The sequence below is a fragment of the Bacillus sp. 196mf genome, from assembly GCF_003217275.1.
Classification (GTDB): Bacteria; Bacillota; Bacilli; order Bacillales; family Bacillaceae_G; genus Bacillus_A; species Bacillus_A thuringiensis_S.
Genome location: NZ_QJTG01000019.1, coordinates 28,849 through 43,742, shown reverse-complemented (window position 1 = coordinate 43,742; position 14,894 = coordinate 28,849). Strand labels below are relative to the sequence as shown.

Below are 14,894 nucleotides of genomic sequence, written 5' to 3'. Positions count from 1 at the left end.
CCAAGGAGTTCCTTATGTTATAATCAAATTTCTGTTTCGAAGACCTTATAGAAATATAAGGTCTTTTGTTTTGCTTTTTTATGTAAGAGGAAGAGATTCTTTCTTTTTAATAAGGGATTTGGCATATTTTTAGGGACAACATAAGTATGTGGGAAGTCGATAAAATGTTATGCATATATAATTATTGTGTTTTGGGTTTAAACAATAAAACATAATAAAGTTGTTTTTTTAGATTGCTGAGGAAGGAGGAAGTGTAAATGAGGATGAAGAGTCGAAAAACTGATTGGCCTGTATTTATTATTAGCGGTGGTTCACTTTTATTATTTGTAATTGCAGTTTTTTTGAACAAGGATTATGTAGAGAGTGCGATTAATAACAGTTTCGCTTTTTCAATTAAATATTTTGGTGCCTTCTGGCAAGTTTTATTATTAGGTACATTTATTGTTGCGATGTGTATGGCGTTCTCCAAATATGGGAGAGTTAAACTTGGGGGATTAGAAAAACCTGAGATTAGTACGGCAAAATGGCTTGCTATTATTATGTCTACCTTACTTGCCGGAGGTGGCGTTTTTTGGGCAGCAGCAGAGCCAATGTACCATTTGATGACGGTGCCACCAATACATGATGGTATATCTGCTGGAACGAAAGAAGCAGTTATGCCTGCTTTAGCACAAAGTTATATGCATTGGGGATTTTTAGCATGGACGATTTTAGGTACAATTAGTGCAGTAGTTATGATGTATGGACATTATCATAAAGGTATGCCGCTAAAACCTCGAACGCTTTTATATCCTATTTTTGGGGAAAAATTAAGAAAGAGCCTGCTTGGAACGATAATTGATGCAGCTGCAATTATTGCAGTAGCTGCAGGTACAATTGGCCCAATTGGATTTTTAGGTTTACAAGCAAGTTATGGGTTACAAGAATTATTTGGAATTTCTGATGTATTTACTACTCAATTAGCAATTATTGTTTGTGTAGTGGCCGTGTCTACCATATCGGCAGTAACAGGTATTGATAAAGGGATTCAAATTATAAGTAATTTAAATGTTAGATTAGCAATTTTGTTAATGGCATTCATATTACTATTTGGGCCAGGTGGATTTATTATTGATTCGTTTGTTTCTTCGTTTGGATTTTATGTAAGTGAGTTTATACCGATGAGCACATACCGTGGTGATACAAGTTGGTTAGGATCTTGGACAATATTTTTCTGGGGATGGTTTATTGGATACGGACCAATGATGGCAATTTTAGTGAGTCGAATTTCAAGAGGGAGAACGATTCGAGAAATCATCGTTGCAATTGGAATTATCGCACCTATTATTACAACGTTTTGGTTTACTATATTAGGTGGATCAGGTGTGTTTTATGAGTTAATGAATCCTGGTTCTATCTCGGATGCATTAAGTGAATCTGGTATGCCGGCAGCTATGATTGCAATTACAGGACAATTGCCACTTTCTAATATTATTGGACCAGCATTTCTTTTATTAACAATTTTATTTGTAGTGACAACAGGAGATTCAATGGCGTATTCCATTTCAATGGCAGTGACTGGAGACGGAGATCCTAGAATTAGTTTGCGAATTTTTTGGTCGCTTATTATGGGAGCAGTTGCAGCAATTCTTTTATATATGGGTGAAGGAAGTATTAATGCGCTACAATCGTTTATCGTAGTGACGGCAGTTCCGGTATCAATTTTGTTATTCCCGATGCTATGGTTAGCGCCTAAAGTTGCGGGAGAATTAGCATTAAAACAAGGTATTGTAAAAGAAGAAGATAAAACTGCATTCTTATTTCAGAAGGCTAGTAAATCAAAATAAATAAAAACGTAAAAGGGGAAGCATCTTAAATGAGATGCTTCCTCTTTTACGTTTAATCTAATACTTTTCCCTTTGTTTCTGGTACACATAGTAGCATTGTAATTAACCCGATTGGGTAGATGATAAAAATCAGGGACAATGCTCCAAGTAGGTTGCCACCTGTAGCGAGTAAGCCGATGATAACAGGCCCAAATCCAGCTAATCCACGTCCTGTACCGAAAATAAAGTTTTCTGCGGTAGAGCGAGCTTCAGCAGGATAGTTTTCAGCTAAAATTGCCCCAAATCCTCCCATCATTCCATTTGCAAAGAATCCAAGCAATGCACTTCCCCATAATAATAATGTTGAATCTGTGAATAAGAAGAAGTAAATGAGACAGTATACTGTACCGCCAATATAATAAATTGCAAAAGTTTTACGACGACCAATTTTATCAGCTAGAATACCAAAGGTTGCAATTCCAATTAGCATACCGATGGTAGAAATGAACATCCAGCCACTTGCTTTTGCTAATGTATAGTTATATTTATTTGCTAAAATAGTTGGCATCCATGTGAAGATTCCGTAATATCCGAAGTTCTGGATAAATGACATAATAATAAGACCGATTGTTGTGATTGTTACTTTTTTACTGGCAAATAACTTTCGAAGTGGGAATTTTTTTATATGTTTTAGTTGTTCTGCTTCAGTAGGTGTTAATTTACCTGCAGCTTCTTTTTGTAATAGTTCTTTTTTGTAGCGTTGTTTTTGCTCCCATATTTTCGGTTCACTTAAACTTTTACGGACATAGACAGCTAGTAAAGCTGGAATTAATCCAAATAAGAAAACGGCTCTCCATCCAAAATGCGGGACAATAAATGCTGGAAGGAGTGAAGCAACCAGTACACCAAATTGCCATCCAAGTGCAACAACAGATGTCGCTTTAGCGCGCATTTCTTTAGACCATGTTTCTGTTACAATGGCCATTCCGATTCCGAATTCACCACCAACTCCCATTCCAACTAAAAAGCGAAGAATTAATAATTGCCAGTAGTCTGTTGCGAAATAAATGAGTGCGGTTGCTAGTGAAAACAGTAAGATTGTGAAGGCCATTGTACGAATACGTCCAAATAAATCAGCAATAAATCCAAATAAATAAGAACCAATTAACATCCCTATTGTGGTAGCTAATGTTAAGTTTCCACCTTCAACAGGACTTAAGTGAAACTCTTTTAAAATATAGACAAGTACGAAAGATAATAGCAACATATCTAAACCTTCTGCTGCATATCCTAGCGCAGAACCAAATAATGTTTTATATCTTTTCGCTTTCGTCTCCTCTGTTATTTGTTGTACATCAGTAGTGACGTTCATTATTACTCCTCCTTATTTTCTACAGTCGCTATGGAAGAATAACAAAAGGCCTTCTCACCTGATATGATGAGAAGGCCAAAAAAGCATACGTATCCCCAAAAAAGAACATACGTATATTGTATTCCGACTTCCTTCTCAACCTCACGGGGTTGGGTTAAAGGACTGTATTATATTACTTTATTTTTAGCACTCTTCTATTGTATTGTCAAATAAAGAGGAAGTTATTATGTGTAAAATATTTCAAAAAATACTTCGTTCTTCTTGACGCCGACTTCATTATTTTCCCATAATAAAACTAACTAAATAAAAAGGAATGAATCAAAGATGCTAAATTTAGTACTCATGATGATTGAACGAGTCGGACTTATAGTTATTTTAGGATTTTTACTCTCTCATATTAAAACTTTCAGACGTCTCCTTCATAAACAGGATGGCTATGTAGATAAGCTTAAGCTTATTTGTATTTTTTCGGTATTTACAATTGTAAGCAATTACACTGGGATTGAAATAGCAGGAAATACGATTATGAATGAAAATTGGTTACAAGGTGTTTCTTCGTCAAGTACAATTGCGAATACGCGTATTATGGGTGTTGGTATTAGTGGCTTACTTGGTGGCCCTATCGTAGGGGTTGGAGTAGGGTTTATTGCTGGTATTCATCGTTATATGCTTGGTGGTACGACAGCGCTAAGTTGCGCAATCTCTTCTATTTTAGCGGGGATTATAACTGGTTATATCGGATATATTTTCAAAAAATATAATCGTACAATTACTCCTAAGTTTTCAGCAGTTTTAAGTGTTTTTATCGTATCTTTAGAAATGGTTATGATTTTATTAATTATAGAGGATGGAATTAGCGTTGTGAAAACAATAGCGATACCGATGATTCTTGTAAATAGTTTTGGAAGTTTTATTTTACTTTCTATGATACAAGCTATTTTGCGTCAGGAGGAGAATGCAAAAGCACTTCAGACTCATAAAGTATTGCGTATTGCTGATAAAACGTTACCGTATTTTCGTCAAGGTTTAACAGAAGAATCGTGTAAGCATGTGGCACAAATTATTCACCGCTTTACAGGAACGGATGCGGTATCTTTAACAGATACAGAGAAAATATTAGCGCACGTTGGATTAGCATCAGATCACCATATTCCTTCACATAGTTTAATAACTGGTTTATCAAAAGAGGTTTTACATACAGGACAAATAATGAAGGCGAAATCACGTGAGGTTATTAATTGCCAACATGAAAGCTGTCCCTTACAAGCCGCTATTGTTATTCCACTAACTTCACATGGAAATACGATAGGTACATTAAAACTGTATTTCAAAAATTCTAACCAGTTAAGTCGCGTTGAAGAAGAATTAGCAGAGGGGTTAGCAAAGATATTCTCCACGCAGTTAGAGTTAGGAGAAGCTGAGTTGCAAAGTAAATTACTTCAAGATGCGGAGATAAAAGCATTACAAGCACAAATTAACCCGCACTTTTTATTTAATGCGATTAATACAGTATCAGCTTTATGCCGAACAGATGTAGAAAAAGCAAGGAAGTTATTATTACAGCTGAGCGTGTATTTTCGTTGTAATTTGCAAGGGGCACGTCAGTTATTGATTCCACTAGAGCAAGAATTAAACCACGTACAGGCATACTTATCATTAGAACAAGCAAGGTTCCCAAATAAGTATGAGGTAAAGATGTATATTGAGGATGAGCTAAAGACAACTTTAGTACCACCATTTGTTCTTCAACTATTGGTTGAAAATGCACTGCGACATGCTTTTCCGAAGAAGCAACCAATATGCGAAGTGGAAGTGCATGTTTTTGAAAAAGAGGGTATGGTTCACTTTGAAGTAAAAGATAATGGACAGGGAATTGAGGAAGAACGTTTAGAACAATTAGGAAAGATGGTAGTTTCATCAAAGAAAGGGACTGGAACAGCTTTATATAATATTAATGAACGTCTTATTGGGTTATTTGGGAAAGAAACGATGCTTCATATCGAAAGTGAATTAAATAAAGGGACGGAGATTACCTTTATTATTCCAAAAAAAGTAGGGGAGGAAGAGCCGGGTGTTAAAAGTATTAGTAGTTGACGATGAAATGTTAGCACGTGATGAACTAAAGTATTTATTAGAGAGAACGAAAGAAGTTGAGATAGTTGGTGAGGCTGATTGTGTGGAAGACGCATTAGAAGAACTAATGCAAAGTAGACCAGATATTGTGTTTTTAGATATTCAATTATCCGATGATAACGGATTTGAAATCGCGAATATATTAAAGAAGATGAAAAATCCACCTGCAATTGTATTTGCTACTGCCTATGATCAATATGCGCTGCAAGCATTTGAAGTAGATGCGTTAGACTACATTTTAAAACCATTTGATGAAGAACGTATTGTGCAAACATTAAAGAAGTATAAAAAACAAAAACAAGCGCAAATAGAAACGAAGCACGAAATAAAGGGGACAGATGTAGCAGCAGAGATGCATAAATTAGCATTACCAATTGAAGAATCAATCGTACTCGTGAATATTGAAGACATTATATATGTAGGGCTTGTAGATGGGAAATTAACAGTAAAAACAATGAGGGAAACGTATGTAACACATGATACACTTGTAATTTTAGAGAAGAAGTTACCACAAGCAAGCTTCATGCGCATCCATCGTAGCTTTATTGCGAATATTAATCATATTACTGAGATTCAGCCATGGTTCAATTCTACTTATAATTTAATCATGAAAGAAGGATCGAAAGTACCTGTTAGCCGTACATATGCAAAAGAACTCAAGAAGCTGCTTCGTATTTAAGAAGCAGCTTTTGTATTTCATCCTTTTATATTTGTAACTGATTCTGTATATTTGACGTTCCGTTATGTAAACGCTTACTTTAGTGTTTATATCCTATACAATAAAGGTACCAAATCGAAAGAGGTGGCCAAAATGAGTACGAAAAAAGTATATAGTTTCTTATCACAAGCATTTATATTCTCAGCTATTATGTTAATTTCAAATATTATTGCAACGCATTTACCAATTCCAATGCCTTCATCGGTAATCGGGTTAGTTATTTTATTTAGTCTATTATGTTTAAAAGTAATTAAATTGGAGCAAGTTGAATCACTTGGAACAGCTTTAACCGGTATTATCGGATTCCTTTTCGTCCCATCAGGTATTTCAGTTATTAATTCTCTTGGTGTAATGGGGCAATACTTTGTACAAATTTTAACTGTAATTGTTGTAGCAACAGTTATTTTACTCGCTGTAACAGGATTATTTGCACAATTCATTTTAGGAAAAGATGAAAAAGAAACAGAAGATACAAAAGAATTGAAAATAGTAAATAAAGGACGCAAGCACGGAAAGGTTGCGTAACCATTGAATTTATATATTGTTAGGAGGTAATGAACATGGCAAGCACAATGACTCCATATTTCGGAATCGTCGTTTCATTAATCGCATACGGAATCGGAACATTATTATTCAAGCATTCAAAAGGGTTCTTCCTATTTACACCATTATTCGTAGCGATGGTATTAGGGATTGTCTTTCTAAAGGTAGGTAACTTTACTTTTGAAGAATATAATACTGGTGGAAAAATGATTAGTTTCTTCTTAGAGCCAGCAACAATTGCATTCGCTATCCCACTATATAAACAAGTTGATAAGTTGAAAAAATATTGGTGGCAAATTTTATCAGCTATCGTGGTTGGATCTATTTGTTCAGTAATTGTCGTGTTCATTGTTGCAAAAGCAATCGGTTTAGATACAGCAGTAATGAATTCAATGCTACCACAAGCAGCAACAACAGCAATTGCGTTACCAATTTCAGAAAGTATCGGTGGTATTCCTGCAATTACATCGTTTGCGGTTATTTTCAACGCAGTTATCGTATACGCATTAGGAGCATTATTCTTAAAAACATTTAGAGTGAAACATCCGATTGCAAAAGGTTTAGCACTTGGAACAGCGGGCCATGCATTAGGAGTTGCAGTAGGAATTGAAATGGGTGAGGTAGAGGCAGCGATGGCAAGTATTGCTGTAACGGTAGTTGGGGTTGTAACAGTAGTTGTCATCCCGATGTTCATGCCATTCATTGGATAGTAAAACTTACTTAAAAAATAAGAAAAGCAAGCTATTTGTAGGACAGATTTCTACTGATAGCTTGCTTTTTATGTTACAGTAGTGGTAAGACCTATTTAAAAAAATGTAAGTTTCCTTAAATCTTCATTAATACTATGTAGAATACGTTTTGAATTAGGTCATTGTATTGTAAAATAAGAAGTAAGCTACTATATACCTGTTAAGGTAGGCATATAATGAGTTTATAAAAATCTTAATATGAATGAATAATTAAAAGTAGAAAAGAGAGAGAAATCTACTTATTAACGTTTTAGTTTATAGGACAGGAGAGAGTATTCGTCGATTATGCAAATAAAAAACCTGTTTCAAAGCAAAGGATTTCAGAGGTTACTCGTATTAGTAATACTTGCTCTCGTGTTATACGGGCTGCAAAGTATGTTGAATTTAATATTAATTACGTTTATTCTCACGTATTTAATGGATCGATTCCAAAAGTTTATTTCCCGCAAATTAGATCATTTCATGCCTATTAATCGAAAAATTATTATAGCATTTCTATATGTAATGTTAATTGGTGGAATTGCTATTACGCTATTTAAATATTTACCAGTATTAACGATACAAATTTCACAATTGATTTACCAATTCAATGTATTTTTAAGAAACCCACCAGATAGTGAACTAATTAAGTATGCAGTTAATGCTGTCAATCATATGGAGCTTTCTAAATATGTAGGACAAGGCGTAGACATTTTGTATAAATCAATTACGAATGTTGGTAAATTTGGTCTTCAAGTTTTACTTTCTTTAATTTTGAGTTTGTTTTTCTTACTAGAAAAATCTCGTATTGTTGGTTTTACTGCAAAGTTTAAAGAAAGCAGGCTTGCAATTTTCTATACTGAAATTGAGTACTTCGGTAAGAAATTTGCACGTTCATTCGGAAAGGTAATCGAAGCACAATTTTTAATTGCAGTTGTTAACTGTGTTTTATCCGTGATTGCACTATGGATATTAGGATTCCCGCAATTATTAGGTTTAGCATTAATGATTTTCTTGCTTGGATTAATTCCAGTAGCGGGGGTTATCATTTCGTTATTCCCACTTTGTATGATTGCTTACAATATTGGCGGTATTATGTACGTTGTTTATATTTTAGTTATCGTAACAGTGATTCATGCGCTTGAAAGTTACGTATTAAATCCGAAGTTTATGTCGCAAAAAACAAATTTACCGATTTTCTATACTTTTATGGTATTAATTTTCTCAGAGCACTTCTTAGGTGTATGGGGACTGATTATCGGTATTCCAATCTTCATTTTCTTACTAGATGTTTTAGACGTGACAAGTGATGAAATTGAGAAGGATGTTGGAAAAAAATAAAGTGAAGTAGAGAAAAAGCATCGATGTTCGATGCTTTTTCTTTTATAACATTATGTTTCTTATGCCATACTGTAAGGAGAATATAGAATAGGGGTGAAGTAATGGCTGTAAATGAAAAGGTAGAATTGGCTACATTTGCTGGAGGGTGTTTCTGGTGTATGGTTTCTCCATTTGAAGAGATGGAGGGAATTATACAGGTTGTTTCAGGTTATACAGGCGGTCATAAAGAGGACCCAACGTATAAAGAAGTGTGCTCAGAAACAACAGGACATTATGAAGCAGTACAAATTACATTTGATGCAAATAAAATGCCGTATGAGGAATTGTTAAATATATATTGGAGACAAATTGATCCGACTGATATTGGGGGACAATTCCACGACCGCGGGCAGTCTTATGAAACGGTGATTTTTTATCATAATGAAGAACAACATAAAAAAGCTGAGGCCTCAAAAGAAGAGCTTGAGCAGAGTGGACGCTTTTCAAAACCAATTGCGACAAAAATATTACCAGCAGCTACATTTTATGCAGCTGAAGAATATCACCAAGGATATCATAAGAAAAACACATTCCGCTATGAGTTATATCGTAAAGGCTCAGGACGAGATGCTTTTATTAAGCAACATTGGCCAAAGGATAATGCTCATTTAAAAGAAAAACTCAATGAGATGCAGTTTTATGTAACACAGGAAAATGGTACAGAACCACCATTTCGAAATAAGTATTGGAACCATAAAGAGGAAGGTCTTTATGTAGACATCGTTTCAGGTGAGCCGCTGTTTACTTCTCTAGACAAATTTGATAGTGGATGTGGATGGCCTAGTTTTACAAAACCAGTTATGTCAGCAAGTGTGAAAGAAAAGATGGATGTGAGTCATAATATGACACGTACAGAAGTGAGAAGTAAAGAAGGAGACTCACATCTTGGGCACGTATTTCCAGACGGTCCAGGACCAAATGGCCTTCGTTACTGTATTAATTCCGCAGCTCTTCGATTTATTCCAAAAGAGGAATTAGAGAAAGAAGGCTATGGCGATTTCCTAATCTTGTTTGGAAATAAAAAATAACCTCGCAGTTAGCGAGGTTATTTTTTTGTTATTTTGCTTTTTTCTTTTTGAACTTGCTTAATACTTCATAAACGATTGGAACAATAAGAAGTGTTAATAACGTTGAACTTGTTAATCCACCAATTACTGTTACACCAAGTCCTTTAGAAATTAAGCCACTACCTTCAAATCCTAATGCAAGCGGGATAAGAGCACCGATTGTTGCAATTGCAGTCATTAAAATTGGACGAAGGCGTGTTGCACCAGCTTCTAATAAAGCTTCACGTGTTGATAGACCTTCATTTTCTTTATGAATAACGCGGTCGATAAGCACGATTGCGTTTGTTACAACGATACCGATTAACATAAGCGCACCAATCATTGCAGATACACTTAATGTTTCACCAGAGATTAATAAGGCAACAAGAGCCCCAATAATTGTGAATGGTAGCGAGAATAAAATTGCGAATGGTGCAAGAGCACCGCCAAATGTAACGACAAGAACGAAGTATACAATGGCAATCGCAGCTAACATCGCTAAGCCCAGTTGTTTGAATGATTCTTCAATATCTTTAGTAACACCGCCCATAGAAACATCTACACCGGAAGGAAGATCCATTTTATCTACTTCTTTTTGGACTGCAGCAGATGCTTTTGAAACGTCATCAGATGTTAGTTTTGCACTAACCTCTGCATAAACGCGTCCATCTCGGTGTGTTACTGTATTCGATGTTTCACCTTCTTTTACAGTCATAACATCTTTCACAGCTACTTCATTACCAAGTGGTGTTGTAATTTTGCGATTTGTTAAGTCATCGATTGTTTCATAATTTTGTTTTTCAGCTTCTACATATACATTGATATCTTTACCGTCTTTTTTAATTGTTGTCAGAACAGGGCGATCATGTTGATTAGAAAGTCCCATTCCAATTTGAGCAGCCGTTAAGCCCATTTTACTTAGCTTTTCTTGATCTGCGACTAAAGTGTACTCTGCATATGTTTTTGCAATACTAGAATCTATATCTTTTAAGTCTTTATTTTTCTTCATGATATTTTGAATATCTTTTACGACAGGCTTAATGTCTTCTGAGCTATCTCCGTAAACGTATAGTTTAATTTCATTACTACCGCCACTTGCTCCGAAGTCTTGGTTTTTCCATTCGCCTTTGCCAGACATCTTCTGTAAATCTTTAACGACTTGTTCTTTCTCTTTTTCGAAGTTTTTCGTGTCGTTATCATATTGCACGAAGAACATTGCTTGGTTTGATTGACCAGGACTCATTGGATTCTCTCCACCTAATGAGAACTGAGTTGTTTTGACGTCTTTATTATCTTGGAAGTGCTTCTCAGCTTTTGTTGCAATTTTTTCAACGTCTTCTAACGTTTGACCTGGTTCAGGATTATATGTTGCAATAATCATTTTTTCTTCTTCAGAAGGTAAGAAACTTACACCGATAACTGGTACAAGTGCAAGACTACCAACCAATAGAAGGACAGCGATACTTGATGTAATAATTTTGTGATTTAAAGCCCATGCAAGTATGCGTTTATAACCATTTGCTAATTTACTTGGCTTTTCTTCATGATGTACTTCTTTTTCCCTCATACTCTCTTTCTTAAATAAAGAGTGAGCTAGCATCGGTACGATTGTAACAGCTACTAGTAATGATGCTAATAAAGCGAAGACGATAGTTAAGGCAAATGGTAAGAACATTTCACCAATCATACCTTTTACTAGTCCAAGTGGTAAAAATACAGCAATTGTTACAATGGTAGAAGACATAATTGGGATAAACATTTCTTTCGTAGCTTCACGAATTAAATCTTTTCCGCGCAATTTCTCTTCTGATAACGACATACGTCGGTAAATATTTTCAATAACAACAATTGAGTCATCGACAACGCGGCCTATAGCAACGGTCATTGCTCCAAGTGTCATAATGTTAAGCGTAATATCCATTTGCTTTATGACTAAAACAGCAATTAATAAAGAAAGTGGTATTGAAACGACAGAGATTAACGTTGTTCGAATATTTCGTAGGAACAGCATAATAATAACAATCGCAAAGATAGCACCGAAAATTGCTTTGCTTAGCATTGTTTCAACTGATTTTTCAATAGGTGCACCTTGGTCGAATGTTGAAATGATCTCTAAATCTTTATATTTTTTCTCAAGATCTTTTACTTTATCTTTTACTGCATTTACAACATCAACTGTATTTGCATCAGAGGCCTTCACAATTTGAATTCCAATTGCTTCTTTTCCATTTGTTCGAGAAATGGATTCTGCTTTCCCAACTTCTTTAATGTCAGCAATTTCGTCTAATGTAACTGTTGGAATCCCGTTCATAGCAGTTGGATTCATTTGCGGCGTTTGTGCACCAGCGCCAGCATTTTGACTACCTTGACCGTTAGGTGAGGAAGGTATAGCTGGGATTTTAAGTTCTTTTAATGCTTTAATCGTTGTAATATTGCCATCTACAACAACTGATTTTTCCGTGTCTTTAAATGTGTATAAGCCAAGTGGTAAAGATACATCCGATCCCTTAATCACATTTTTTACAGTATCTTCACTTAGTCCTAGTTCTTTCATTTTATCTTTCTTGAAGACAAGCTGTACTTCATCTACTTGTTGGCCAGCAATTTGGACAGATGCAACACCATCAAGTCCTTTTAATCCTGGTACAACATTTTTTTCTACATTTTCAGTTAAGGTAGCTAAAGATTCATTCTTGCTTGCTACGCTTAACGAAATAACTGGGAAAGCATTGAAGTTTACTCGTGAAACTTTAGGATCTTTAACACCTTCTGGGAGTTTTACATTTGTGAGAGCTTCTTTAATTTCTGTTTCTGCTTTTTCCATATTTTTATCAAAATCGTATTCTACTTGAATAGAAGATGCGTTTTGAAAAGATGATGAGCTTACAACGTTAACACCGCTTAAATTTTGTAGTTGTTCTTCCATCGGCTTTGAAACTTTATCAGCTACTTCTTCTGGTGTAGCACCAGGATAGACCGTAGTTACTGTTACAATCGGTGTTGTAATATCAGGAATTGTTTCCAGCTTCATATTGAGTCCAGAGTAGATCCCTGCAATAGTAACAATAATGGTTAGTAGCCAAACTGCGAACTTATTTTTTAACGAGAAATTGATGATTTTGTTCATGTTTGCGCTCCCTTTTTATTGTATTGACCAACTGGTCAGTCTAATACATAATATAACTGACCAGTTGGTCAATCGTCAATAAAAAGAGATGGTATAATACATTTATAATAAGATGCGAGATTAAATTTAGGAGAGAAGATATGAAAGAAAAAGAGCGTTTAATTATAGAAGCGGCTATGAAGTTATTTGCGACTAAGGGTGTAAATGCAACGTCGGTACAAGAAATCGTCACCACTTGTGGTATTTCAAAGGGAGCTTTTTATTTGTACTTTAAATCGAAAGATGAGCTTTTATTAGCGACGCTTCGATATTATTATGAAAAAATCCAAAAGAAAATGCTGGATATTGAAAAAGAGTCTTTACTACCACGTGAAAAATTTGAAAAGCAATTATACTTTCAGTTTACTGATGTGCAAAAACATAAAGAGTTTATTATTATGCATGCAAGAGAAAATGCCATTCCGTTTAATAAAGAAGTGGAAGAATTTATGATGCGGATGAAGTTAGAGTCTCATGCATTTTATCGGAATAGTTTATTGTCCATTTATGGTGAAAAGGTTATGCCATATTTATTGGATTTAGTAATTATGGTAGAAGGTATATGCCGTGGGTATTTAGAATTAATTATTTTACAAGCACTAGAAATTGATTTGTCCTATGTATCGATATTTATTTTAAAAAGGATAGATCATTTAGTAGATGGGCTCATAGAATCTTTGGAAGAACCTGTTCTACACGAAGAAGGGCTTGGGGAGTTTGTTTGTAAATCAGACCTTATTAAGGAGCAAGTTAAAGAACGTTTTTTAAAAGAAATCATTGTGTTTAAGCGAACATTAGCTGATCAATTAGAAGATGATGAATTGCTTGTTACATTAGATGTTTTAGAGTCAGAAATGAGGTCAAACCCTAGAATTCCAGTCATTCAAGGGATGTTATCTAACTTAGAGGTATATCCAAATTTAAAGGAATTTCGCTTGCGGATTATGGAGTATTACAATATAAAAAGGTAACAATGATGGTTTTCATTGTTACCTTTTTATTATATATTCACTATTTCTTTTTTCTGTACAGTCTCTTCTTTTTCAAGGTTAATTGTTTCTTTCACGATATAAATTGGACGGTTTTTACTTTCGTCATAAATACGAGCAATATATTGACCGACGATTCCAAGGCCAAGTAACTGAATACCGCTAAAGAATGTAATAGCGACCATAATAGATGCCCAACCTGTTTGCGTACCAGAGCCAATAATTTTCACAGTAATTGTATATACTAAGACAATTATTGAAATGAGAACTGATAATAAGCCTAAAGTCATAACTATACGTAACGGTTTTGTTGAAAACGCAATAATGCCATCAGATGCAAATTTAATCATTTTCTTCAATGGGTATTTTGTTTCACCAGCAAAGCGCTCGTCACGTTCATATTCAACATACGTTTGGCGGAAGCCAACCCAAGACATCATCCCACGAATGAAACGATTGCGCTCAGTCATTTGATTGAAAACATCAGCTACTTTACGATCGATGATTCGGAAATCACCAGTATCTTTTGGGATATCGATATCGGACATGTAATTTAAGAATTTATAGAAATACTTAGCTGTTAAAAGTTTAAACCAAGTTTCACCTTTACGTTGTTTACGTTTTGCATAAACAACTTCATATCCTTCTTCCCATTTTGCAATAAGTTCAGGAATAACTTCAGGTGGATCTTGTAAGTCTGCATCTATAATTACAATAGCATCACCTTTTGCAGCAGCAATACCAGCTGTAACGGCTACTTGATGTCCAAAGTTACGCGCGAAATTAACGATTTTTGTACGGTAATCATTTGATGCAATCTCAGATAAGATTTCCATTGTACGGTCTGTGCTACCGTCGTTTACAAAGACAAACTCGTAATTAATATCATTTTGAAGCATAACGGACTTTAAACGGTTATAACATTCCTGCGCTACTTCTTCCTCGAAGTACATAGGAACTACAACCGAAATTAATTTTTGCATGTTGTATCCTCCGTAGTTTTAATAAGTTGTT

The 14,894-nt window shown here is 35.0% G+C and carries 11 protein-coding genes; 8 read left to right on the top strand and 3 right to left on the bottom strand.

Going from position 1 to position 14,894, the window contains the following annotated elements; translation table 11 throughout:
* The first annotated feature begins 257 nt into the window (after nt 1-257).
* Nucleotides 258-1,826, top strand: coding sequence for a BCCT family transporter (locus tag ATL10_RS22005; RefSeq protein ID WP_001242450.1), 1,569 nt, complete (start codon nt 258-260; stop codon nt 1,824-1,826).
* 52 nt (nt 1,827-1,878) lie between these two features.
* On the opposite strand, the gene ATL10_RS22000 is transcribed toward ATL10_RS22005, so the two are convergent.
* Complete coding sequence (locus ATL10_RS22000; RefSeq protein WP_016513283.1) at nt 1,879-3,177, bottom strand: MFS transporter; 1,299 nt, start codon at nt 3,175-3,177, stop codon at nt 1,879-1,881.
* Between the two features lie 324 nt (nt 3,178-3,501).
* Here ATL10_RS22000 and lytS point away from each other — a divergent pair, with 324 nt between their 5' ends.
* The 6 genes from lytS to msrB all read left to right on the top strand — a co-directional run bounded on the left by lytS (nt 3,502) and on the right by msrB (nt 9,707).
* Nucleotides 3,502-5,271 carry a two-component system sensor histidine kinase LytS gene (lytS, locus tag ATL10_RS21995; protein ID WP_000933592.1) on the top strand — a complete coding sequence of 590 codons (1,770 nt, stop codon included), beginning with the start codon at nt 3,502-3,504 and terminating at the stop codon, nt 5,269-5,271.
* Nucleotides 5,249-5,989, top strand: coding sequence for a LytR/AlgR family response regulator transcription factor (locus ATL10_RS21990; protein WP_097924427.1), 741 nt, complete (start codon nt 5,249-5,251; stop codon nt 5,987-5,989). The genes lytS and ATL10_RS21990 overlap by 23 nt, the downstream gene beginning before the upstream one ends.
* 132 nt (nt 5,990-6,121) lie before the next feature.
* On the top strand, nt 6,122-6,553 hold the full coding sequence (lrgA, locus tag ATL10_RS21985) for an antiholin-like murein hydrolase modulator LrgA (protein WP_053563271.1): 432 nt from the start codon (nt 6,122-6,124) through the stop codon (nt 6,551-6,553).
* A gap of 35 nt (nt 6,554-6,588) precedes the next feature.
* Nucleotides 6,589-7,281: an antiholin-like protein LrgB gene (gene lrgB, locus ATL10_RS21980; protein ID WP_000168869.1), complete on the top strand. Its 693-nt coding sequence runs from the start codon at nt 6,589-6,591 to the stop codon at nt 7,279-7,281.
* Nucleotides 7,282-7,605: 324 nt separating this feature from the next.
* Nucleotides 7,606-8,640 (top strand): AI-2E family transporter, encoded by a 1,035-nt coding sequence (locus tag ATL10_RS21975; RefSeq protein ID WP_097924439.1) that lies wholly within the window; start codon nt 7,606-7,608, stop codon nt 8,638-8,640.
* Nucleotides 8,641-8,741: 101 nt separating this feature from the next.
* Nucleotides 8,742-9,707: a peptide-methionine (R)-S-oxide reductase MsrB gene (gene msrB / locus ATL10_RS21970; protein ID WP_097924441.1), complete on the top strand. Its 966-nt coding sequence runs from the start codon at nt 8,742-8,744 to the stop codon at nt 9,705-9,707.
* Between the two features lie 28 nt (nt 9,708-9,735).
* Here msrB and ATL10_RS21965 read toward each other — a convergent pair whose 3' ends face one another.
* Entirely contained in the window at nt 9,736-12,852 is a 3,117-nt protein-coding gene (locus ATL10_RS21965; RefSeq protein WP_110497536.1) for an efflux RND transporter permease subunit, read from the bottom strand.
* 140 nt (nt 12,853-12,992) lie between these two features.
* Here ATL10_RS21965 and ATL10_RS21960 point away from each other — a divergent pair, with 140 nt between their 5' ends.
* Nucleotides 12,993-13,862 (top strand): TetR/AcrR family transcriptional regulator, encoded by an 870-nt coding sequence (locus ATL10_RS21960; RefSeq protein WP_000659599.1) that lies wholly within the window; start codon nt 12,993-12,995, stop codon nt 13,860-13,862.
* A 29-nt stretch (nt 13,863-13,891) separates the two neighbouring features.
* On the opposite strand, the gene ATL10_RS21955 is transcribed toward ATL10_RS21960, so the two are convergent.
* On the bottom strand, nt 13,892-14,863 hold the full coding sequence (locus tag ATL10_RS21955; RefSeq protein ID WP_001170716.1) for a glycosyltransferase family 2 protein: 972 nt from the start codon (nt 14,861-14,863) through the stop codon (nt 13,892-13,894).
* Nucleotides 14,864-14,894: the final 31 nt, after the last annotated feature.